The sequence below is a fragment of the Paenibacillus sp. NN59 genome, assembly GCF_057597225.1.
In genome coordinates this window covers 3,430,250-3,453,956 of sequence record NZ_CP199678.1, presented here as the reverse complement: position 1 = coordinate 3,453,956, position 23,707 = coordinate 3,430,250, and the positions used below count along the sequence as shown (strand labels likewise).

19 protein-coding genes and 1 pseudogene are annotated in these 23,707 nt (G+C 44.8%); 2 read left to right on the top strand and 18 right to left on the bottom strand.

Features of this window, described 5'->3' with window-relative positions; all coding sequences use genetic code 11:
- Window positions 1–21: 21 nt before the first annotated feature.
- From ACT89M_RS15200 to ACT89M_RS15170, 7 genes and pseudogenes are all read right to left on the bottom strand, one after another.
- The gene (locus ACT89M_RS15200; protein WP_154888780.1) at window positions 22–900 is read right to left on the bottom strand and encodes a carbohydrate ABC transporter permease; all 879 of its coding nucleotides are present in this window, start codon (window positions 898–900) and stop codon (window positions 22–24) included.
- Between the two features lie 17 nt (window positions 901–917).
- Entirely contained in the window at window positions 918–1,883 is a 966-nt protein-coding gene (locus tag ACT89M_RS15195) for an ABC transporter permease (RefSeq protein ID WP_373323146.1), read from the bottom strand.
- Window positions 1,884–2,148: 265 nt separating this feature from the next.
- The gene (locus ACT89M_RS15190; RefSeq protein WP_308721764.1) at window positions 2,149–3,111 is read right to left on the bottom strand and encodes a threonine ammonia-lyase; all 963 of its coding nucleotides are present in this window, start codon (window positions 3,109–3,111) and stop codon (window positions 2,149–2,151) included.
- Window positions 3,112–3,124: 13 nt separating this feature from the next.
- Window positions 3,125–4,129 (bottom strand): ornithine cyclodeaminase family protein, encoded by a 1,005-nt coding sequence (locus tag ACT89M_RS15185; RefSeq protein ID WP_308721765.1) that lies wholly within the window; start codon window positions 4,127–4,129, stop codon window positions 3,125–3,127.
- 204 nt (window positions 4,130–4,333) lie between these two features.
- Window positions 4,334–5,017, bottom strand: a complete 684-nt coding sequence (locus ACT89M_RS15180) for a metal-dependent hydrolase (protein ID WP_154888786.1) — start codon at window positions 5,015–5,017, stop codon at window positions 4,334–4,336.
- Window positions 5,018–5,155: 138 nt separating this feature from the next.
- Entirely contained in the window at window positions 5,156–5,791 is a 636-nt protein-coding gene (locus tag ACT89M_RS15175) for an FMN-dependent NADH-azoreductase (RefSeq protein WP_154888788.1), read from the bottom strand.
- 48 nt (window positions 5,792–5,839) lie between these two features.
- Window positions 5,840–6,222: pseudogene (locus tag ACT89M_RS15170) on the bottom strand (tautomerase family protein).
- A 132-nt stretch (window positions 6,223–6,354) separates the two neighbouring features.
- Between ACT89M_RS15170 and ACT89M_RS15165 the strand changes: the two are divergent.
- Both ACT89M_RS15165 and ACT89M_RS15160 read left to right on the top strand, forming a co-directional pair.
- On the top strand, window positions 6,355–8,883 hold the full coding sequence (locus tag ACT89M_RS15165; protein ID WP_154959182.1) for a tetratricopeptide repeat protein: 2,529 nt from the start codon (window positions 6,355–6,357) through the stop codon (window positions 8,881–8,883).
- A 172-nt stretch (window positions 8,884–9,055) separates the two neighbouring features.
- Window positions 9,056–9,742 (top strand): CPBP family glutamic-type intramembrane protease, encoded by a 687-nt coding sequence (locus ACT89M_RS15160; protein ID WP_154959181.1) that lies wholly within the window; start codon window positions 9,056–9,058, stop codon window positions 9,740–9,742.
- A gap of 88 nt (window positions 9,743–9,830) precedes the next feature.
- Here ACT89M_RS15160 and ACT89M_RS15155 read toward each other — a convergent pair whose 3' ends face one another.
- From ACT89M_RS15155 to ACT89M_RS15105, 11 genes are all read right to left on the bottom strand, one after another.
- Complete coding sequence (locus tag ACT89M_RS15155; protein WP_154959180.1) at window positions 9,831–10,727, bottom strand: alpha/beta fold hydrolase; 897 nt, start codon at window positions 10,725–10,727, stop codon at window positions 9,831–9,833.
- Between the two features lie 14 nt (window positions 10,728–10,741).
- On the bottom strand, window positions 10,742–11,347 hold the full coding sequence (locus ACT89M_RS15150; RefSeq protein ID WP_154888797.1) for a DUF2239 family protein: 606 nt from the start codon (window positions 11,345–11,347) through the stop codon (window positions 10,742–10,744).
- A gap of 248 nt (window positions 11,348–11,595) precedes the next feature.
- A complete protein-coding gene (locus tag ACT89M_RS15145) occupies window positions 11,596–11,724 on the bottom strand; it encodes a DUF6254 family protein (RefSeq protein WP_222592175.1) in 129 nt (42 codons plus the stop codon).
- A 251-nt stretch (window positions 11,725–11,975) separates the two neighbouring features.
- A complete protein-coding gene (locus ACT89M_RS15140; protein WP_154888799.1) occupies window positions 11,976–13,640 on the bottom strand; it encodes a glycoside hydrolase family 13 protein in 1,665 nt (554 codons plus the stop codon).
- A gap of 54 nt (window positions 13,641–13,694) precedes the next feature.
- Window positions 13,695–15,326, bottom strand: a complete 1,632-nt coding sequence (locus tag ACT89M_RS15135; RefSeq protein WP_308721768.1) for a glycoside hydrolase family 13 protein — start codon at window positions 15,324–15,326, stop codon at window positions 13,695–13,697.
- A 113-nt stretch (window positions 15,327–15,439) separates the two neighbouring features.
- Window positions 15,440–16,333 (bottom strand): carbohydrate ABC transporter permease, encoded by an 894-nt coding sequence (locus ACT89M_RS15130; protein ID WP_154888804.1) that lies wholly within the window; start codon window positions 16,331–16,333, stop codon window positions 15,440–15,442.
- A gap of 14 nt (window positions 16,334–16,347) precedes the next feature.
- Window positions 16,348–17,262, bottom strand: a complete 915-nt coding sequence (locus ACT89M_RS15125) for an ABC transporter permease (protein WP_154888806.1) — start codon at window positions 17,260–17,262, stop codon at window positions 16,348–16,350.
- Window positions 17,263–17,339: 77 nt separating this feature from the next.
- Window positions 17,340–19,076, bottom strand: a complete 1,737-nt coding sequence (locus tag ACT89M_RS15120; protein ID WP_487344735.1) for an extracellular solute-binding protein — start codon at window positions 19,074–19,076, stop codon at window positions 17,340–17,342.
- Between the two features lie 287 nt (window positions 19,077–19,363).
- Window positions 19,364–20,806, bottom strand: coding sequence for a response regulator transcription factor (locus tag ACT89M_RS15115; RefSeq protein ID WP_487344734.1), 1,443 nt, complete (start codon window positions 20,804–20,806; stop codon window positions 19,364–19,366).
- A complete protein-coding gene (locus tag ACT89M_RS15110) occupies window positions 20,799–22,514 on the bottom strand; it encodes a sensor histidine kinase (protein WP_487344733.1) in 1,716 nt (571 codons plus the stop codon). Before ACT89M_RS15110 ends, ACT89M_RS15115 begins: the two co-directional genes overlap by 8 nt.
- A 287-nt stretch (window positions 22,515–22,801) precedes the next feature.
- Entirely contained in the window at window positions 22,802–23,653 is an 852-nt protein-coding gene (locus ACT89M_RS15105; RefSeq protein WP_186809652.1) for a DegV family protein, read from the bottom strand.
- Between the last annotated feature and the right edge of the window lie 54 nt (window positions 23,654–23,707).

The following is a 23,707-nucleotide window of genomic DNA, read 5'->3' as shown; positions in this document are numbered from 1 at the left end:
TTAGTTAACCCTGAATTGGTCTTACTCTTTAACAGCACCAAGTACAATCCCTTTAACGAAAAAGCGTTGGAGTAAGGGGTACACCACCAAGATCGGTGCCATGCCAATGAAAATCTGTGCCGCCTTGATCGTCCGTTGTGAGATATTCTCGAGGTCTTCGGGACGCACGGAAACTTTGCTAAAGTCTTGCTGTACGATGATCGTCTGCAAGAACGTTGCGAGTGGATATTTTTCGTGATCTGTCAGGAAAATCAAACCATCGAACCAGGCGTTCCAGTGCCCTACCATGGAGAACAAGGATAATGTAGCGATGGCTGGCATCGACACGGGCAAAAAGACAGAGACCAATGTTCGAAAGTAACCCGCACCATCAATAAAGGCAGCCTCCTCCAGCTCTTTAGGCACATTGCGGAAGAAATTTAATAACAGGATCATATTCCACACAGATACGGCACCGGGAAGAATAAGCACCCACATCGTATTGAGCAAATTAAGCTTCTGAATAAGAATGTAAAATGGAATTAAGCCCCCACTGAACAGCATTGTAAACACAAAGTACCACGTGTAGATATTACGACGTTTGAAGCTTCGATTTTCGCGGGATAACGGATAGGCTGCCAGAATGACAACCATCATGCTGAGAAGTGTACCCAGCACGGTTCGCTGTACAGCAACCCATAGGGATCGGATGAAGTTTTCATTAGCCAATGTTTTCTCATAAGCATCAAAAGTAAATTCAACCGGAAAGAGTCCAACCAGATTCGCATTGGCAGCTGCTTTACCGCTGAAGGAGACCGCGAGAATGTGAATCAACGGGATAATACAGAGTAACGATAATAAAATTAAGAACGTATAGTTAAACACGGTGAAAACTTTGTAAGGTTTTGTTTTATGATACATGCCGTGAGGTCTCCTTTCTAGAAAATACGGTAATTTGCAAATTTATAAGCTGCACGGTATGCGAGCACAATCAGAACGAATCCGACAACCGACTTGAACAGCCCGACTGCAGCCGAGAATCCAAACTTCCCGTCGATGAGACCTACCCGATAAACGAAGGTATCAATGATATCGCCCTTATCGTAAACGAGTGGATTGTATAGATTGAAAATCTGGTCGAATCCTCCGTTTAAAATATTTCCAAGGGACAACGTTCCTACGACAATCATAATGGGAATGAGAGCAGGAATCGTAATGGACCAGGTTTGTTGCCACCGGCTCGCTCCATCCACTTCAGCAGCTTCATATAGTGCAGGGTTTATACCTGCCAGCGAGGCGAGGAAGATAATCGCGCCGAATCCGAATTCTTTCCAGATATCACTGGTGACCACAACGATTCTAAACCAGGTACCTTCTCCGAGGAAAAAGATTGGTTCCAGGCCAAACACGGCCCCAAGAAACTGATTGATCATACCTTTTGTTGCGAGCATGTCCAGCAGTATTCCGCCTAGAATAACCCATGATAGAAAGTGCGGCAGATAAACGAACGTTTGTATACTCTTCTTGAAGGTTTCCTTCCGTACTTCGTTGAGGAGTAAGGCAAAGACCAATGGTGCAATCAGACCTCCAATCAGTTTCATTCCCGCAATAATTAAAGTGTTCCAGATCACCTGCACATTCTCCGGCATGCTGAACAAAAATTGGAAATGTTCCAGGCCGATCCAGGAAGATTTGGCAAACCCGAGCCAGGGCTTGTAATCCTGAAAAGCAATGACCAATCCGCCCATCGGTATGTACGCAAATATGAACGTCAAGATGACTGCCGGCAGTAGCATAAGATCCAGTGCCAGTGTTCGTTTAAAGCCTTTTTTGCGTTTGGTGCGCCGGGGACTCGGACGAATCACATCGGCTTGGGTGGATGTGGTGGCTTTTGCATTACTCATTCGTGTGCTCCCCTTCTTTCTCTATGTTTTGCAGAGATAGGCGTCAGCTCTGTTGTATCTCCGTATATTCAGTATAGATTCACCGCTCCGAAGTCAACATGATAAAACGATAACTTCGATAACAAATTATTAATATGACATGCTCGTTGAACGAAAATAACCCTCATGCCTATAGAGCGTTCTCTCCACAGGTAAGAGGGTTATTGATTTACAGGTATAATTCACCGAAAACAACTAAACATGTATTTAGTATGAAGTGTAAGTGTTAGTATTTGGATAAAATATTCAGGAGTACATCTCCATCAATGTTGCCACCGCTTAACACAAGTGCGACATTTCGACCATCGATTCGTTCCCTCTGTTCCATAATTGCTGCAACTACAGTAGCGCTTCCTGCTTCAATAATGTATTTTTCTTCTTTGGCCAGAAAACTTACGGCTTGGCCAATCGAATGCTCCGATACGGCAATAAAATCATCAACATAATCTTTAGCCATCTCGTAACTCAGTTTTCCAACCCCACCAAGGAGTGCATCACAGAGGGATTCCTCGCTAGGATACTGTTCATATAAGGTATGATCTTCGTAAGATTTAATCATGGCTGGGCAGGCTTCGGTTTGCACTCCAACAATTCGAATGGACGGCTTGATCGATTTGGCAGCAACCGCAATCCCTGTAATCAGGCCCCCACCACCTACTGGAACGACGATCGTATCAATATCCTGGTTTTGTTCTAAAATTTCAATGCCTATCGTGCCTTGTCCACCATAAATCTCCGGATCATCGTAGTAAGGATCAATATACGTTAAATGATGTTCATGAATGTACTTCATGCCGAGCGTATGAGCCTCGTCAAAATCTTTACCTAATTTCATCACTTCTGCTCCGAAATAGTTCATTTTATCAATTTTGCTTTGGGCTGTCGTTTCGGGAACGATCACCTTAACGGGACGAATTCCGAGAATGGAAGACGCGTAGCTCACAGCACTACCGTGGTTACCTGAAGAAATGGCGGCAACGCCTTTGTTCTTTTCTTCCTCGGATAGCGTCATCATTTTGTTTAAAGCCCCTCGGATTTTAAAACTCTTCGCTCGCTGGAAGGACTCCAGTTTGAAAAAGTATCTTCTATTCAGATCACCTAGATAGAACGACTCTTCAAGTGGTGTTTGCTTCAGATGTTTTTGGATGCGGTCGTATGCTTTTAACACATGTTCATAGTTAAAAGTCATTTCTCTTTCTCCCCTAGATGTCAATTTTAACGCCGAGATTTTTTTCCTCTGCAGTCTGTAACGCCATTTTCGCTGCGTATATATCCAGAATCGCCATACCTGTAGCATCAAATATGGTGATTTGATCGTTTGAAGTTCTTCCCTTTGTTTTCCCTAAAAGTAAATCCCCAATCTCACCGCATATATGGTTTTCTGCAATCTTGCCTTCTTTTAGCGGTATCTCAATCTCGCCCACTTGTATACAGTGCTCCCGATCATCTACATATAAGATGGCTTGTGACACCAGGTTGGAGTCAATCTCCTGTTTTCCCGCCATATCTGCACCTATGCAAGAAAGATGTGTGCCTTCTTTTACCCACTCCCTCTTAATGATCGGCGTTCTGGATGATGTGACGGTGATGATAATATCACTGCTTTTTACAGCTTCTTCTAACGATTCTGCTGCTTCAAACGTAACGTTCTCTATGTTCGTACCAAATTCAGATTGAAGTCGGTGTGGTAAGGCGTTTACAAAAGTTCTCAGCTTCTCTTGGTCCCTACCGGCCACACAAACCGTTTTCAAGTTCGGAAGCACGGATAAGGCACAAGCGATTTGGAAGATCGCCTGATTGCCAGAGCCTAAGACAAGGAGAGTTTCAGAGTCCTTTCTTGCCAAGTATTTTGCTCCGATTGCCCCCGAAGCACCTGTACGTATGCCCGTAATATAGGATGCCTCGGTTATGCCTAAGGGTCTGCCTGTATCGGCATCAAATACGTTTATAAGCCCCGTCAACGTGGGGAGTTGCTTCGCTTCATTCTCGGCAAACCATGTGATTGTTTTATGTCCAAATACCTTATCACTCTTCAAATATCCTGATTTGATATCCATATCTGCCTTGCCTGGAACAAAATCGTAGAAGATTGTCGGCCAAGTCTCCGTGTTCTCTTCACTCCTAGCCTTGTATACTGTTTCCACTAAATGTATCACCTGAGGTACATTCAATCCTTGTCTGACATCGTGATCACTTAAAAATCGCACCTGGTATGCCTCCTTCTTTATCAAAAAAAGCACTGAATCTCACCCCTCCCACATTACATAGGCCCTAGTGGGGATTGAGACTCAATGCTTTTTATCGTTCTTACCCGGGGATAAAAACAAGCATGATATAAAATTTGTAGCTTTATTTTAGCTGAACTTTGTTGAGAATACAACGATTATTCCGTTTTGATATACAAATGAGACTCAGAGTTCAATTCCTTCGCCGGCTTCTAGAACTTTCCCTACTCCACTAGGCAACAGCGCGACAAAGGAATGCGGGTTTTGCTGAATGAACGGAAAGGTATTGAAGTGAATCGGTACCACCTGTTTGGCTTGAAGCCATTCAGCCGCCACAGCCGCGTCTTCGGGTCCCATGGTGTGGTTGTCTCCAATGGGGAGAAAAGCCAGATCAATGGCATGGCGATCACCAATCACTTTCATATCATAAAACAGGCCAGTGTCTCCTGCATGGAACACCGTTTTTCCTTCGGTGGTAAATAAAATTCCTGTTGGCATGCCGGTATACGTAATTTTTTTCGAAATATGGTTTACATAACTTGAACTATGGAAAGCTTGTGTCAATTTCACTCGCCCGAAGTCAAACGTATACGCACCCCCAATGCTCATGGCATGTGTACGAACGCCTTCCCATCCGAGCAGGTCGGCGAGTTCGGGTGAAGCAATAACCAGTGAATTGTTGCGTTTTGCAATGTCTACGGTATCTCCCACATGATCGCCGTGCCCGTGTGTCAGCAGAATAACGTCTGTCTCTATGGTGGATGGATCAAGATCGGTATGTGCGTTTCCGGTAATAAAAGGATCAATTAAAATGATAGTGCCTTGCGTTTCGATCTTTACTACAGAATGTCCGTGATAAGTTACTTTCATGACTAAATCCTCCTTGAATCAAGATACCCATCCTGCAAATGACGGATGAACCGAAAAATGCGTGATGGGTACAATGAGATGCGATACAAGTTGACGTATTGTAATTCCTGTTTTTACATCGTTATTTTATATCTAGCATTAAAATGTTTGTGCTATGCTACGCGCTTGTTCAATGCTTTCGGCTTTGATCTGTGGTGCACGTTCTCCTGCTGTGGATACACCCTCGATAAACAGATGCTGAACGTCTGTGATGCCTACAAAATGAAGTACTGTTTCCAGATGACGGTTGCCATTCTCACGATCCGCTACAGGACCTGATGAGTATACTCCGCCACTTGCCTGAATGTGGAACGCTTTTTTGTTTTGTAGCAGGCCAACTGGACCGTTTTCGGTATATTTGAATGTTTTGGCTCTGACACAAAAGGAATCGATATAAGCTTTCATTACGGGAGGATAAGAAAAGTTCCACATGGGTGTCACAAAAACATATTTGTCTGCAGCCACGAATTCTTCGAGAAGTTCATTCAATTGAGTTACTTTTTGTTGCTGTATTTCAGTCAATTGATTGAAAGTGCCGCCTGTTTGCAGTTTGCCCCAAGCATCCAATACGTCTGCATCGATGTGTGGGATATTGCGTTGATACAGATCTACATGCACGACCTCATCTTGAGGGTGACTTTCACGATAAGCTTGTACGAATTGCTCGCCTGCCGAAAGGCTATACGATGTCTCGGGGTTGCCGGGATGAGCTGTTACATATAGTAAAGTTGACATAGTTATAACTTCCTCTCTTATATACGGTATGAATGCATTGTTACAGATCTAGACAATAAACGAAGCAATTCCATTGCCGTATGACCAGTTTTCTTTGGTAACTTCAATCAGATTAATGAATACATCTTCTTTTCGAATCCCCACCTTCTGATTAACTCTTCAGCGAGCGCTTCATAAAACTCCTTTTTCATTTCGTCAGGACGACCCAGGTTCAAGGTGACCTGAATGATTAGGAAACCCTCACTTCTTTCGATATCCAGACAAGTTGGATCAAAGCTGAAATTTTCTCGATCCAGTTCTTCAATAATCAGAAAACGATCATTTGTGGGCACATGCAGTTTATCCACGATGGTTTGTAAAACAACTTCCTTGAGCTGCGTTTTCTCTTCGCTCGAACGACCTTTCAATGCGACAATGCGAGTTAAAGGCATCTGTGTTACCTCCTTAGTTAATTGGTGTTGATATGACTTATTTTATCTGCTACAATCCAGAACACGAATGTACAAGAGTTCGTGTTTGTTCGTGTGCTCAGGTTGCTTAGACTATGAAATTCAGGTGATGTCATGGAAAACGATAAATACACAAACGATTGGCCCCATGAATGGATTAAAAAAATTCGTACAAGGCCTTCTCGGAAAGGCACTTTTAAAAAAATGCGGCAAGTGGACTTGGCCAAGCGAGCTGGCGTAGATCCAAGGACGGTACAGCAATGGGAGAATGGGGATCGTCTCCCCAGTATCGGAAGCCTGAAGCAGATCATTCAGGCTTTTTGGGAAGAAGGACTTTTTCTAGAGGATGCTGCTATAGAGGAAGCTACAATGTTATGGAATACCGTCAAGCGATTCTCGGAAGCGCGTTCGGCGTCAGGTCGTGAATTTGCAGATTTTGATCAAACATGGTTCAACACCCTCATGGCAAGTGAAACTGTGCAACCTGAGGCTGTGAAAGAAGTGTCCACAACACCGTTCAAGGCAGCAGTACGATTACGCAATCGACCCTCCACCTTTGTCGGACGACAACATTCCAGAGAAGTGCTGACTGAGAAATTGATTGATCATGCTCTGATTTCTATCATCGGACCTGGTGGGATTGGCAAAACGTCTTTTGCTACCGAAGTGGCTTCCACACTCACAGCTCGTTTTTCGCAAGGAATATATATGTTTGAATTTGGTACAATCCATGATGCACATGACGTATATCCTTTGCTTTTATCTACATTGGGGCTGACCACCCAGGGGAAGATGTCGGATGAAGCTGTGATCATTGAAGCGATACGTCATTATGAGCTGCTGTTTATTTTCGATAACTGTGAACATATCATTGATACAATTGCTGAGGTAGCGGAATTCCTTTTGATGGAAACACCAGACCTACGAATAATAACCACCAGTCGAGAGCCTCTTAATATCACTCAAGAATTGGTTTATCGCCTTCCTCCACTCTCTTATCCTGCGGAGGAGGATTTATCGGATGTACATACTGAATCAGAATGGATGAGCTATGAAGCGATCCAGCTGTTTGTGGAACGAGCCAGCGTTCTGGTTCCGCACTTTGTGCCTACGCTTTCACATTTCAAGCAAATCGGTGCGATCTGCCGGAAAATTGAGGGTATACCTCTAGCGATTGAGCTTACGGTAGCACGGATGAACATGTTGAGCTTGGGACAGATTGAAGAACGTCTCACTCAGCAGCTTACCCTTTTGACTTCAGGTAAACGAACCGCCGGGCCTCGGCACCAAACACTGCGTTCAACCATTGATTGGAGTTATCATCTGCTGACAGGCAAGGAACGCCATTTGCTCCAAAGGTTAAATGTATTTGCGGGCGGTTTCACGCTGGAAGCAGCAGAGGCAATCTGCATATGTGAACCGGATCTGTCTGGCCAGAAAGACCCTATTACGGTCGAAGATATGCTCGATCTTTTATCGGGTCTGGTTAACAAGTCTCTTGTCTCCACCGGGATTGATTCGCACCATGGCTCCATTCGTTACTCTTTGCTGGAGGCAATCAAGGAATATGCCACAGATAAATGGAACGAACAATCTGATGATGAAAAACGTAGTACTCTCTCTATGCGACATATGGAATATTACAAAGGCTATTTGATTCAGGCTGAAGCCTGCTTCAGAACCATTGAACGAGAGCTTAGTATCGAATCTGTGAGAACGGAATACGCCAACTTAAGTGCTGCACTTCAATGGTGTTATGCTCATGTTTACTCACGAGCATCGGGTCTTCATCTGGCGGCCCATCTGTATGGGTTCTGGCTTCATGAGGGCAGATTGAAGGATGGATTGTTCTGGCTGGAACGATTTTTGCATGTAGAAGAATCGAACGATGGTTCTGCAACAGATTGTGCCAAAGCATGGCACGGGTTAGGCATCATTCAATTTGTTCAAGGGAACATCCAATCGGGAATGGACGCTGCAACACGCAGTGTGGAGCTAGCCCTTGAACAACAAGACAATTCCCTGTCTGCCTCTTCCCTTCGCTTGCTTGCTTTTATCTACATTCGGCAGAACGATCTTCAAAAAGCGGAGGCAATGGCACAACAGAGCGTAGAATTGGCAAGAAGTATCAATGACTCTTGGAATCTTGCTTCTTCACTGCATGCATACGGCAAAATTCGTTTGGAACAGCAACGTTATACAGAGGCTTCCAACTTGCTGGAAGAGAGCGTGCGTCTTTTTCAAATGGTAAAGGACCCATGGGAACTATCTGGCCCGTACGAATGTCTCGGGTATTCCGCGTTGAAACGCGGGGCAATGAATCAAGCGGTTGAATATTTCAAGAAATGTATCGCTGCAAGTCAGATCTACCGCGGTTCCTGGGTTCTTTCTCGTGGAGTTGAGGGTTTGGGAATAACATTATGTGCTCGGGGAGCATTAATGGAAGCCGCATTATTACTCGGTGCTGCCGAGAAAAGACGTCAGTCCTATGGCGGGGATAATCAACCGAGCTTTCCAGAAGAATATTTGGAATGTGTGGAAGCCATCCATCAAGGTTTACAGCAGCACGAATGGCAAATTTGGTGGAATAAAGGGGCAGACATGAGCCAAGCGCGAGTCCTTGCTTATGCGCTCGAATTGTAGAATGATCGTTTTTGAACCGTCTTAAGCCGTATTCTATCTTGGGCCAAAGTCAGAGAGCGATTCAACAATCACGGAGAGGTTTACTTGTTTTTTTCATATGGCTTATTTCTCTCACCCTACTTAGCTATGTACTGGCAATCAATGTGTCACCTGTATTTGGTCTGCTACTAATGTGGGCCCAGGACTCTCATCTATCCTGACACGGCTTATGTTGCGCGAAGGCTTTGCAGATATTTCTCTGCGATTTGGCGGGATATTAACGTTAAAAACGCTTCCTTTTGTGCTACTATTTCCAGTAGTTGTCGGGTCGTTAGCTTATGGATTCGCCTGGATAACCGGCTTGGTCGACTACGTGCACACCAGTGGCTCTTTTATCTGGGCTCTGATGGGAAGTGTTATTTATCAGATGTTTGCTGGTACATTGTTCGGTGTGATCAGCAGTGCCGGTGAAGAGCTGGGATGGAGAGGCTATATGCTTACCAGATTAATAACAGCAGGTGTGCCCAAACCGATTCTTACAAGTGGGTTGATCTGGGGAGCGTGGCATATTCCCGCCATTCTGTTAGGGAGTTATTATTCGGGACCATCACTCGGATTGTCAATTATCCTATTTTTGATTACGATCAGTTCATTTAACTTTGTCATCAGTCATCTTCGTTTAAGTACAGGTAGCATATGGCCGGCAATCCTCCTTCATGCTTCCTGGAACGCCGTGATTCAGGATTCATTTGATCTATCCACAAGCGGAGAAAACGCCTACCTATGGACGGGGGAATCCGGCATATTGGTTGCTTTGGTGATGCTGTTTGCCGTCTGGGTGTTTTCCCAAAGATCACAGTTGATGCAGCATAAAATATAATTAAGTTTCGGACAACATGGGTTTACTGCGACTTATCACAAATAAAGATAATACAGTTTAAGCCGCTATTAAAGCGGCTTTTTACTCATCACGGGCGTGTACTGCGGGCTGTCCTCTCAATTCCATCAACAACGGTTTCAAACAGCTGCTGCGGCAAATCATGGCCCATACCTTCAAGTAACATCAATTCTGCACCGTTGATCGCTTCCGCCGTGTCTCTACCGCAAGCGGGAACAAACATCGGATCTTCCACACCGTGAATCACTAAGGCTGGGACCTTAACTTTTGCCAGTCGCGCCCGCCGATCACCTGAAACCGCAATTGCAGCAATCTGTCGCCCAACACTTCCCGGATCATAAGCTCGCTGTATTTCCTCTCGAATGAGTGAACGATACGCGTCTTCCTCAAAAGGGTAACCTGTACCGGCAATACGTTTAGCAAAAGCTACGCTGTGAGCCAAATAACCCTCTTCATCCTCCATCGGATTCGGTGCTGGCCCAGTCATCAACGCCATGACTTCCGTGGATGTGGGTGGAAGTTCCGGGTTACCTGTAGTTGACATTAGTGAAGTAAGCGAGAGGACACGCTCGGGATATTGGCTGGCCATAAGCTGGGCAATCATACCGCCCATCGAACGACCAACAACATGTGCTTTTTTGATCCCCAAGGCATTTAACAATCCAATTGTATCGTCAGCCATATCATCAAGGGTATATGGAAGATCAGGAAGTTTTCCCGACATGAGTGTTTTAGCAAGTGCTTCGAAATCTAATGTTGCATGATTGCTAAAATGGGTCGATAACCCCGTATCTCGATTATCAAAACGAATCACTCGAAATCCACGTGCTGCTAACATCTCACAGAATGGAACCGTCCAACGAATCATCTGTGTGCCGAGCCCTGCAATTAATAGAATGGTTTCATTCTTTTCACTGCCATAACTGTCATAAGCAATATCAATATCGTTTACTCTTAACATATTCATTACGATGTTCTCCTCTATTCCTGCGTGAATGCATTACTGGACAAAGACTTAATATAATCTCTGATATCAGGTGTCCAATCATCAATTGATTCGTAAAAACGATTTTCATTCGGGGCATACAGTGCTCTCAAAGCTTCTTCGTATTGAGGGAAATCCCCCGCCATTGCTGTCATGAAATGATAGGTTGCTTCCTGCGCCGCACGAACTTTGTTTCCGTTCTCCCCTGAATGGCGAGCCTCATCAATCAGTTTTCTTAGGGTTACCGAAGCGCCACCGGGTTGAGCTTTAAGCCAGTCCCATTGCCTGGGCAGCAAAGTAACCTCACCGGATACTACGCCTAGTTTGGGGCGGCCGGCTCTGCGAGCGGGTTGTTCATTTTCTTTCGTATCCTTTATTCGTCCCGGTTTACTATTAAGACGGTCTAATACATCCTCTAGGCTTCCTCGAAAATCAATATCTATCGGTTTTCCAGTAGAATCGTCAAAAACAAGCAAATCAAAAAGTGTATTCTCTTCCAAGTTTTCTTTTACGACTTGAACAACGTGTTGTAATGTACCTTTGACGAAATGTTTTCTGCCTACAAAGGCAGTGTAGTTTATCTGTGTAGGTGAATCCTGCATGTTAACCCTCCTTTAATGATCTTCTTTAGGTATTATACCCGGGTAAAAATATGAAGTCAATATTACCCGGGTATAATTAATTTATCTCATCTTGGTCTTTTTTTACATGAAAAAATCCCTCACAGTAAAGAGTGACTATTTTACCTGACTACCATAGGAGAGCATATTCTATATAAGAAAATAATACTGTTAAAATTCCAATATAAATGTAAAATGACTGCCGGCAAATATCGCCGACAGTCATGCTCTTACTCCGTAGTATTCTTCTCTTCATATTCGCTTGATATTTCTTTGAGCGATCTGATTTTACCATGAGGGTGCTGTTCTTGCTTACGTGACTTCCAGGCAGCTTCCTGCCTTTTCTTCTGGCGAGCCATATAAGATCTCCTCCTCAGGAAATGAGAATAGTACTACTTCTGTAGGATGTCATGAACAAGTCACTTTCATTCATACTAAGCTGTATCCTCTGCCTACGGTTAGGCTATTATATGTCATATATGAAAACTTCACCACAAGACTGGAGCTGTGGTGAACTCCTACACCTATTAAGTTGCTATAAATGGGTGTGGGGCTATCGAATAAAAAAAAGCATGACTCGTTAGAATCATGCCTCGAACAAGCGAATCCCCTACATTTTATCACATAATCCAATGCGGGCTTCGAACGGCTGCAGCTGACCAGCGTAAGAAATCTCATAGTTGGTCAGCCATATCTCGGAGAGTTGAACGCCCGGCTCATCATCCTTAAGCTCCACCATCTGTTCAGTAAGATTAATGAGTACTAACACCTGCTGATCTTCCAATGTACGTGTATAGGCGAAAATGTGAGGGTGATCAGGCAGGAGCAGGTCATAGGTGCCGTATATCAACGTGTCATGCTGCTTGCGGAGCCGAATCATCTCTTTATAAAAGTGAAGGACAGAGTTCGGGTCTTGAAGCTGTTTCTCCACATTGATATCGAGATAATTGTCATTTACCCTTAGCCAAGGAACTCCAGTCGTAAATCCGCTCTGGTTGCCTGCAGACCACTGCATCGGTGTTCTTGAATTGTCACGGCTGGACGCCCAGATGATATTCATGATCTCCTCATGCTCCATGCCTTCTGCCTGCTTGATCTGATACAGATTTTGGTCTGCGATGTCGTTATAATCCTCGATGGAAGGGTAAGCCACATTGGTCATGCCAATTTCTTGTCCCTGATAGATGAAGGGTGTGCCCTGCATGAAAAAGTACATTGCTCCAAGTGCCGAAGCGCTCTCATACCAGTAATCGACATCGTTTCCCCAGGATGAAACCTTGCGCGGCTGATCGTGATTTTCAATAAACAGTGCATTCCAGCCGATGCCTTCCAGTGATTTCTGCCACTTGGTCATTACGTTTTTCAGTTTGGGAACATCCAGCTGCTTGTCTGTACTGTTATTCCATAGGTCAAGATGTTCAAACTGAAAAACCATGTTGAATTTGCCTCTGACTTCACAGATCCAGTCCAGCAGATCTTCTGAATCTTCTACTTTGACTCCATTGGCTTCGCCAACGGTGACGACATTATATTTCGACAGCGTCTCTTCTTTCATTTCCTGCAGATAGCGCTGAATGCCTTTGACATTCATATGCTTCTCGAATGACGAAATGTATTTGAAACCTTCCTTGGCCGGCATATCCAGCAGACCTTCTTCTTTGTGGATATGACTGATCGCATCCACCCGGAAGCCGTCAATGCCTTTGTCCATCCACCAATTCATCATTTCATAGATGGATTTGCGAACGTCGGCATTAGCCCAGTTCAGGTCCGGCTGTTTTTTGGAGAACAGATGAAGATAGTACTGGCCTGAAGTTTCATCGTACTGCCAGGCTGAACCGCCAAAGATGCTTTCCCAGTTGTTCGGCTCCTCCCCGTTCTTGCCGTCTTTCCAGATGTACCAGTCTCGTTTGGGATTATCCACGGAAGAACTTGATTCAATAAACCAGGGATGCTCGTCACTGGTGTGGTTAATGACCAGATCCATAATGAGCTTCATACCGCGACGATGTACTTCATCTAATAATTGGTCGAAGTCAGCCATCGTACCGAATTCATCCATAATGGCGCAGTAATCACTGATGTCATAACCGTTATCATCATTAGGTGACTTATACATCGGACAGATCCATATCAGATCAATACCCAGTTCCTGAATATAATCCAGTTTTGAAAGAATGCCTTGTATATCACCAATGCCGTCTCCGTTCGAATCCATAAAGCTCCTCGGATAGACCTGGTAAGCGACGGCCTCTTTCCACCATACTCTTTTCATTCCATCTCTTCCTTCTTTCTTCAATGACTAGGCTTTAGTTAGGTATGCTGCTTTTCAATTGTTCTGCATAAGGTACATTCTGGCTTCGTAAGCACGCAGCTCGTTGTCTGGCAGCATATCTGTGTAATTGGCAAGCAGCAGTTTGGCTGAGGATGACAAATGTTCCTGAAGCGGAAGTTGCACCGTATCTCCCCGGAAGTTACAGACAACGATGAGCTGATTCTCATGTAATGTGCGTGTGTAAGCAAATACATCCGGATGTTCCGGGAAAATTAATTCATAATCGCCATAGATAATGACCGCATGATCTTTTCTAAGCTGAATGAGCTGTCGATAATAATGGAAGATGGAGTCCGGATTTTGGACATTTTCCGCAGCATGGATCTCCTTATAATTCGGATTGACTTTAATCCAGGACTCTCCTGTCGTAAATCCTGCTTGATGGGAGTCATCCCACTGCATGGGTGTTCTCGCATTATCACGCCCTTTGGCGTAGATCGACTCCATAACTTCATGTTCGGGATATCCTTTCTCCATTCTTTCCTTATAAAAACGAAGCAGTTCAATATCCCGATAATCCTTGATCTCATATTGGACATTCGTCATGCCCAGTTCCTCGCCCTGGTAGATGTATGGTGTTCCCTGCATGCCATGCAAAAGGGTTGCCAGCATCTTAGCAGATTCAACCCTGAACTCCCCGTCATTACCCCAACGTGAAACAATTCGAGGCAGATCGTGATTGTTCCAGAACAAACTGTTCCACGCTTCGCCTTTGAGCTCGGTCTGCCACTTGGACAGCACATCTTTCAATTCCATTAGATCTAGAGGTTTGAGATCCCACTTCCCCCTCCCCTCCTGCTCATCCAGACTGATGTGCTCAAATTGAAATACCATGGAAAACTCACTGCCATCAGGGTTGCTGTACAATTTTGCGATCTCCGGCGTGGCTCCCCACGTCTCTCCTACGGTTAACAACTCCTTCCCTTTCTGGAATGTTTTCTTACTGAGCTCCCTGATATATTCATGCAGAAGAGGTCCGTTTCCTGTAATTTTGGAATCCGGCTCTTTCCCGATCAAATCTATGACATCCAGGCGGAATCCGCCTACACCTTTTTCGATCCACCAATTGATCATGCTGTAGATGTCCTGACGGACTTTCGGGTTCGCCCAGTTCAGGTCCGGCTGTTTGACCGAAAATAAATGCAAATAATACTGCCCAATCTCAGGCACCCATTCCCAGGCTGAACCGCCGAAGGTAGATGTCAGGTCATTGGGGGGGGTTCCTTCAATCCCGTCTCGCCATACATAATAGTCATGGTACGGGTTGTCCTTTCCTTTTTTAGCTTCCTGAAACCAAGGATGTTCGTCAGAGGTATGATTCAGGACCAGGTCCATAATGATGCGTATGTTCCGTTTGCCGGCTTCATGAATTAAAGCTTCCATATCCTCCAGCGATCCAAACATCGGATCAATATCCTGGTAATCCGAAATATCATAACCATAATCATCTTGAGGAGACTTGCAAACAGGTGATAACCAGATCGCACCGATCCCGAGATGCAGCAAATAATCCAGCCGAGATATAATGCCTCTTAAGTCGCCGATTCCATCTCCATTGCTATCTTGAAAGCTGCGCGGATAGATTTGATAAACGACGGTCTCTTTCCACCATTCTTGCTGTTCCATGTTTCATTCCACCTCTCTGACGCTGCCTAAAGGCTGTGCCTACGGTTATTTTAGTAAAGTTTCAATGCGGTTGTATATTAAGATACTCACGGTTGCAATCTCATGGCAGGATGTTATTCCTTAACCGATCCAACAACGATCCCGGTTACAAAATACTTCTGAAGCAGCGGATAAATCAGCAGTAGTGGAATAACAGCAACGACGATCTTGGCTGCATTTAAATTTTTGTTGGATATCTCCGTCAGGCTGCTGAGCTCGCTGGAGTTCGTTCCGGCTTGGAGCAGATCCGCAATATTGACGTTAAGTGACTGGATATAGGTCATGAGCGGATAGTTGCTTATTTTCGTCATATAGATCAACCCGCTGAAGAAGTCATTCCATGTACCCACGATACTGAATAAGGCGACTGTTGCAAGTGCGGGAATGGATACGGGAACGTACACTTTGAATAAAACCTGAAGCGGATTGGCTCCGTCAATGAAAGCTGCTTCCTCAAGTGCTTTAGGAACGGCTGAGAAGAAGTTCATGACCAGAATGACACTGAATATGGGTACTGCTCCCGGCAAAACAAGTGCCCAGATTGTATTCAGCATGTCCAGATTTTTAATCAACAGGTAGCTCGGAATCATACCGCCACTGAACAGCATGGCAAAAATCATAATGTTCATATAAATGTTTCTGCCCTTGAACTCTCTTTTGGATTTGGACAACGGATACGCCATTAGAATAATCAAAATCATGTTCAGCGCGAGCGAGAGCGCCACACGCAGAATGGATATGCCGAAGGAGCGCCAGAACTGGGCATCATCGATAATTCGGATATACGCAGCTGTTGTAAAATGAACAGGAACCAGACCGACGGCGTTCGCGGATACCGCTTCGCTGCTGCTGAAGGAAATCGCAACAATATTCCATAACGGCAGAAGGCAGATCAGCGCAAGCATAATGACGATGGCATAGATGCACACCCGGCCCATTCGATCTTTGAAGTTTGCGGAATAAGACACAGACGTTTGCCTCCTTAGAATATTTTACGATCGGTATATTTTTTGGCGAGCTGATTGGCAGATAGCAGTAGGATGATGCCGATTACGGACTTGAACAGACCTACAGCCGTTCCGAAACTGTACTGTCTTCCGACCAGACCAATTCGATAAACATAGGTATCGAGAATGTCACCTGATTCATAGACTACCGGATTATAGAGATTATAGATTTGGTCAAAACCGGCGCTTAATATATTCGTCAGACTCATCACACCCATGAGCAGAATAATAGGCAGCATGCCTGGGAGCGTAATATGCCATACTTTTCTCCACCAGCTGGCTCCATCCATACCTGCAGCTTCGTATAAGCCTGGATCAATTGACGTAATGGCTGCCAAATAAACGATGGAACTGTAGCCGAATTCCTTCCACACATCCGTCCCAATAATCAGCGGCTGAAACCATGTGTTGCTGCCTAGAAAATTAATGTGCTGCAGTCCAAAAAAGGCCAGGATCTGATTCACAATGCCATCCAGACTGAACATATTAACAACGACGGACGCGAGCACAACCCAGGATAGAAAGTGCGGTAGATACACGATCGTCTGGACCGATTTTTTAATCGTTTTCATCCGAATTTCATTAAGCAGTACGGAGAAAATGATCGCCATTAATGTGCCGAGCAGAATCTTGCCCAGAGCGATCACCAGTGTATTGCTAACCACTTGGGCAATATCCGGGAGCTTGAACATATAGATAAAATGTTTTAACCCGACAAATTCCGAGCCGAACATGCCTTTGGCAGGAATATAGTCTTGAAAGGCCGTAATCACACCAACCATCGGTATATAGCTGAATACAAGCAAAAACAAAATGCCCGGTATCATCATCATATGGTACATCGTACCTGAGCGGATGCGGCCATCTGTCTTGTATACTCGTTGTTTCATGAAATTCTCTCCTCTCCTTATGAAGAAAGGCTGCGCATTCGGATTTCGCGCGCAGCCCTGCAGCTATCCATAGATGATTATGGTTTTGCCCCGATCTCGGCTTCAATTTCTTGAATAATCTGCTCACCGCCTTGTTTTTTCCAATTGCTCACGAATGTGTCGAAGTAATCGAGCGGTTCTGAACCGGTTACAATTTTGATAAATGACTCCTGTTCCAGCTTGGTCAGGTTAGCCCATGTCTGTTTCATGCTTGGGGTCGTTCCCGAAAAAGCAGGAGTGATCCACACGAACTTGTCTTCTTTGGTCAGCTTGTCAATCAGTCCCACACCGTTAATGCGCGAGTGGTATTTCGACCAAGCTGTAGTATTATCCGTGTCCATATCACTCAGATATGTTTTGATGCTGCCAATATTGTTTTTGGATTCGGTTGTACGTACCTCATCCAGGCTGATCTCTCCCTTAATCCCGCGAACAACGTCCGAATAATCGTCCAGCAGCGATGTAGCCGAGTTAACTTCAATATTGAATGGGCGGGTGGAACCGTCCACGCCGGTCTCTTGATACTTGGCCGCTTCCGGCATCGTTGTGGCCACGTCTTTGTCATTGGCCAGCTTATCGTAGAACAGGTTCAAAATTTTCACCGCAAGTTCGGGATGCTCGTATCCTTTTCTCACCACAATAAATTGATTGGAAGGATTAGCATGTGCGACGTTAACCTTACCATCTGCATCCTGCAGTGCATAAGCTGAAAATTTAGCGTTTTTATCCATCTGTTTGACGCTGATCAATCCCCAGTCAGGAATATGCCAAGGTCCGAAGGCAATGCCGCTCTGCCCGTTTGCATACAGCGCGGTAATATCGTCAAATGTACGAGTTCCGAATTGAGGATCGATGATTCCTTCTTTAAACCAGTCTGCCATAATTCCGAGCAGCTTCTTCGTTTCTTCCGTCGTTGAACCGTAGAGGATTTTACCGTCGTCTCCTCTCATCCAATACTGCGGAAATGCATGCTGCGTTGAAGCTGCTCCCAGCATCGTATACGCAGAGCCATTATAATCCGTTGTATTCAATGTGTTAACAAAAGGAATGCCGACCGGATTGCCGGATTGTCCCGGATCTCTTTTCAGGAACTCCTGTGTCGTTTTCTCTACCTCTTCCAGTGTTATGGCTCCGTCTCCATCGGCATCAAGCTTGATGCCGAGCAGATCCACCCAGTCTTGGCGAACCCAAACCATCGTTGGCGCAGAATCCAGGGAAGTCGCGGGAAGTCCCATCAAACGTCCGTCAATCGTTGCGTTGTCCAACGCGCGGCCATCGTAGGAATCGTAAATTTTCTTAATCTCATCCGTGGCATATTGATCATAAATGGTTGTTAAATCCTCGATCAGATCATTGTCAACCAGTTCCTTGAGCTCATCTTTGGAATCGACACGCATCATATCGGGCAGTTCCCCGGATGCAATCGCAAGCGAGACTTGGCGGCTGTAATCCTCACCGTTCGCTTCAAATTGATCTGTGATTTTGGCATTAAAGGTGTCTTTGACCAGCCGGGTATAGGCGTTGTTCTCATACGTATCTCCCGCGGGCAGCTTAGGATTAGCCGTGGTCACTCGTCCCATCGTTACGTTTATTTCCTCTTTATACGCACTGAATGGATCGCCCGGTGTTACTTCATATTTTCCTGCTTCCTCTGCAGTAGGAGCTTCTGTCTTGGCTCCACATGCTGCCAAGGCAGCAACCATCAAAGCAGACATCGACAGCACAGCTAAACGTTTGGTGAACAGATTGCTTCTTATCGATCGTTTTGTTCTCATCTTGTTAGATTCCCCTTCAATCTGATTTCGTTTTTTGTGTACGCTTTCATTATAAGGTGGACTCCGTTCCTGCCGGGATAGGGATTACACGCCCCTTTAGATAGATTAATGTTAACAGTTCTCAGGTGGAATTCCCTTATACCATTCGCCTGTGAACATTCGTCCTACCTGCTGTCATCCATTTGTCTACCCGCCCCTGTGTTTACATTTGAAAAGAAAAGCCGGCAGCTCCTTAGTTAAGAATACTGTCGACCTGTAAAGATGACCTCGCTTATCATTTTGAAATTTTAAGAACGTAATGAATTCTCTGTATCCGATCTGTTACTTCGTTGCTCGCCAACATGTCGATATTCGCTTGGCAGCAGACCTGTCATTTCACGAAAAATCCGGCTGAAATATTTCTCATCCGTATACCCGACTTGCTCCGCAATCCAGGAGATGGTGTGAGGTGTACTGACCAAATATTCTTTGGCTTTCTCTACCCGAACAAAACGGGAATAATCATTAAAGGTGCGTCCCATCAGCTCTTTGAAGCATTGACTGAAATAACTTCGGCTGATGTTGAGCTGTTGTGAAAGCTCCGAAGCAGTGTGTGCTTGAGTCAAATCATGTTGTATGATAATCACCGCATTTTTTACAGCCTCTATAATTTCAGGTGAATACGCCTGCTGTTGATCAGCCTTCTGAATATTGGCAGCCGTCTGCTTGACCCAGGCCTGCACTTCGTGCCAGGAATGAAATGAATGGATCATGGTGATTTTACCGAGTGAGGTGTGAGCAAATAAGCGATTCCACTCCATGACAATGAAATAAAGCAGTCCGGTTAGCTGCGCTTTCTGCAGCTGCAGTGCTTTGAACTGAGCAATAAGCCGGTGATAGTCCTGCTCCCGGTGTGCCCAGGCTGTTTGGAACCAGCTTTGCTTCATCCGGTCCAGTTCTTCATCCCGGGGTTCTTCTATCTGCTGGTGCTCATCTTTCATCGTAAGATGCATGACTTGCTGATCGGGAGAGTAAGCGTAGAATAACGCCGTCTCCGTGTAATTTATAATCCAGTTTTTAATCTGCGACCACGTTTGTCCCTGTACATCAGACAGTACTAGTAGTGTGCTGTTTGGAGCTTGAAGCTGTGTTTTCTTAACCAGTTCAAACACCTGCTCTTCCTGTTCCTTACGTGCTGCCCACATCCAGCTGTTCCGTTCAATTTCCCATCGAACCTCAGAATGGTCAGTCGAATGCAGCTGATCGCCCCACGACGGTTCGGATTTGCGATCCTGTGATATAAGAGCATACACGGTTGAATAATGAACATTGGTTTCATCGAGTGAAGGAAGCTGGCGAACAATCTTGGCTGATCCGTTCATCCGTGTATGGATGCGCTGCAGCACATGCTCGAACTGCTCTTTTTCCAGCTGCACTTTAGCGATATAGTCGATTGCGCCCAGCCGAAGTGCTTCCTGGATATAATCGAAATCCTGATGCAGGGTTAACACCACAATATGAAGCTCCGGATAGAGCTGCTTCGCGGCTCTCATCAGCTCAATGCCGGACATCACCGGCATCGCCAGATCCGTCAGCATCAGATCAACGGGACGGGACTGCAGAAACTCCAGCGCTTTATGTCCATTGCTCGCTTCCCCTATAACCTCCATATTGAATTCATTCCATGGCATCGCTGAGCTGATACCTTTGCGTACCAGTTTATCGTCATCAACAATCAATACTTTAATCATAATGAGTGTCTTCTCCTTTTATAGGCAATATCAACAGCATAGTTGTCCCTGTTCCTGGTTCACTGTGAATGACCAGTTGTGCTTGATTACCATACTGGGCCTGCAACATACGATGAACATAATTGAGTCCAATGCCCATTCCTACCTTTTCCTGTTCGGCTTCTCGATTGTTCAGCAGTTTCTGAATCGCTTCCTCACTCATGCCTGCGCCGTTATCCTCGATCAAAATGTTCAATGTCGACGTACAGGTGACCTCAATCTGAATAAATCCATCATCGCTCAGCCCATGATAGAGCGAATTTTCGACCAGCGGCTGCAGAATGAAGCGGGGTACGGGAATCTGAAGTACCTGTTCATCTGCGGTAATGCGCACATCGAATTCAAAGTCATAGCGAATCTGCTGAAGAATCAAATACTGTCTTAACGCATCAAGTTCTTCCTGCATGGTGGAGAATTGCCCCAATTTACCAAGGTTGTAATAGAGCAGCTTGTTCAGTGCCTGCACCAGCTTATCAATCTCTCCTTGTCCGTTCATTACTGCCAGCCAGTGCACTGTATCCAGGGTATTCATCAGAAAATGTGGATTGATCTGATAGAGTAGCTTCTCTACCTCCAAGTCAGCACGGATCTTTTCTTTCTGCTGTACTTCCTTAAACAAGTCACCAATCTGGTGCTGCATATTGGAAAACTCACTGAGCAGAAAATCAAACTCGGGAATCTCCGTACGAGCCTGACTGCCTGTCGTTTGCGGATTACTCGACATGCTGTTGATTTCGGAATGAAACAGACTGAGAGGTCTGTACACCATCTTCCAGAGCAGCCAAGCAAGAAATACGGTAAAGCCTAAAAAAAATAAAGCAACCAGCAGAATTTGGACCAGCCATTGATTTTTCTCTTGTTGGTATTGATCCTGTGAAATGACGGATACAACACTCCATTTTTGCGGAGAACTTGTCTTAAACCAGTGATATCCTCGCGATATTCCGTCTTGGGCAGATGCCTCAGTCAAGGTGTCGAAATTCTCTCCGACACGAATGGTCCCGGGGATTTCGCTGTAGACGGTGTTTCCTTCGGCATCAAGGATGAGATGGGATACGGTAGTGTTGTGCTGATTGGCACCAAGAATATCCTCACTCAGACGGAAGCCGGATTCAACATAAATATACACATCTTCTCTGCCTGGCAGCTTTACCTTTCGCATGGCGGACAGAACAAGCTCGTCATTGAACCGATTCATACTGATGTGCGGACTGTGATATTGGATGCCATAGGATTGAAAAAGAGCGGGTAGCGATTCGGGAGAAAACCGATCCTTGATCGGAAAATTACCGAACTGCGTCGTGCCTTCTTTTTGAAAATAATACAAGGTCAAACCGATGTTAGGATTGGTGAACGTAACAACACTTAACTCACTTTTTAATTCGTCTCTCGCTTCGATTAATTCAAAAATATCAGAGGAGGGGTTCAGAAATTGCTGCAGTCTCTTGCCCGCAGTGCCGCTGTATGATAATTGCTGGGTCACGTGATTCAGGTTGGTGATTGAGTTTTCCAAAGAGGAGTTAACCTGCTGCAGACTGCTTCGGATGCCATCATCAATTTTATTGGCGAAAATCGAATCGATCGTATAATACGAAATGGCAAAAATACTGATAAAGGGGATAAACGCACTGAGGAAAAACAACAGAAAGATTCTTTTCTTTAGTGTCATGTTGATATTCTCCTTGCTAAATGAAACAGCAAGCCTCCTGCCTGCGGAAGCTTGCCTTTGCTTTCATAATTATAAAAGGTTATCTAAATAAGTCAAACGCTTTCACGCCAAACAGGCCGCTTGAAGTTGTCGTTTTCGGTTACATTCAAACCTTGAGAAGGTTGACGCAATCTAGCCAAAAGAACGCCTTTCTGGTACTTTTTCAGGCAGCCAACATTTAAATTCATTTCTTATCTAACATAAAAAAGCTCGTTTGGATTAAACCAACCTGAGCCTTTTCATGGGAATTATAAGTCAACATAACTTACAGCGATTGAATTTGGACCTGTATGGGAGCCGATAACACATCCGCCCTCAATAATGATGATTTCTTTAAAATGGTTGGTTTGCAGCAGAGATGTAAGAAGCTTTTCAGTCATTTTCTCGGCAAAAGTCTGAGCGATTACGAGTACGTTTGGACAGATCTCATTTTTCCGTGTAACAATCTTTTGTACAACCCCGTCCAAGGCTTTCTCCATTTTCCCGCGGTACTTCTGTATGGAGCGCACCTCTCCCTGGATGATATTCAGCACAGGTCGCACTCTCAGTACATTAGCAATAAGATGTTGTAAACTGCTCACCCGCCCGCCTTTATGTAGATAATCAAGTCGGTCCACTAGAACCTCAATATGGACTTTCTCTCTTACATTCTCGATATCTTTAATGACTTGCTCAAGCGAATGTCCGGCTTCAAGTGCTTGCGCTGCACGTATAACCAACATGGCATAGCTCGCTGATAAGTGCATCGAATCCACGATATGAATTCGACCAGCCGGAAATTCAGATGCTGCAATATGTGCATTTTGATTGGTGGAAGACACCTTGGATGACATACTGATGAACAAGATTTGATTGCCCTCGTTAAGCTCTCTTTCGAAGACAGGAACAAAATCGGAGGGTGACGGCGCTGCTGTTTTGGGAGTGATCCCTTCTCGATCCGAACGTTGATATAACTGTCCTGTAGTGATTTCTATGTTATCCTTATATGATTCTGTGCCCATAACGACATATAGAGGTACGACACTGATATTGTACTTATCCATGAGTTCTTTTGATAAATCTGATGTGCTGTCAACTATTATTTTAATGTTCTGATTCATTTTCATAGTTACATCAATCCGATCTTATAGGATTTTGAAGCGATAAATAAAAAA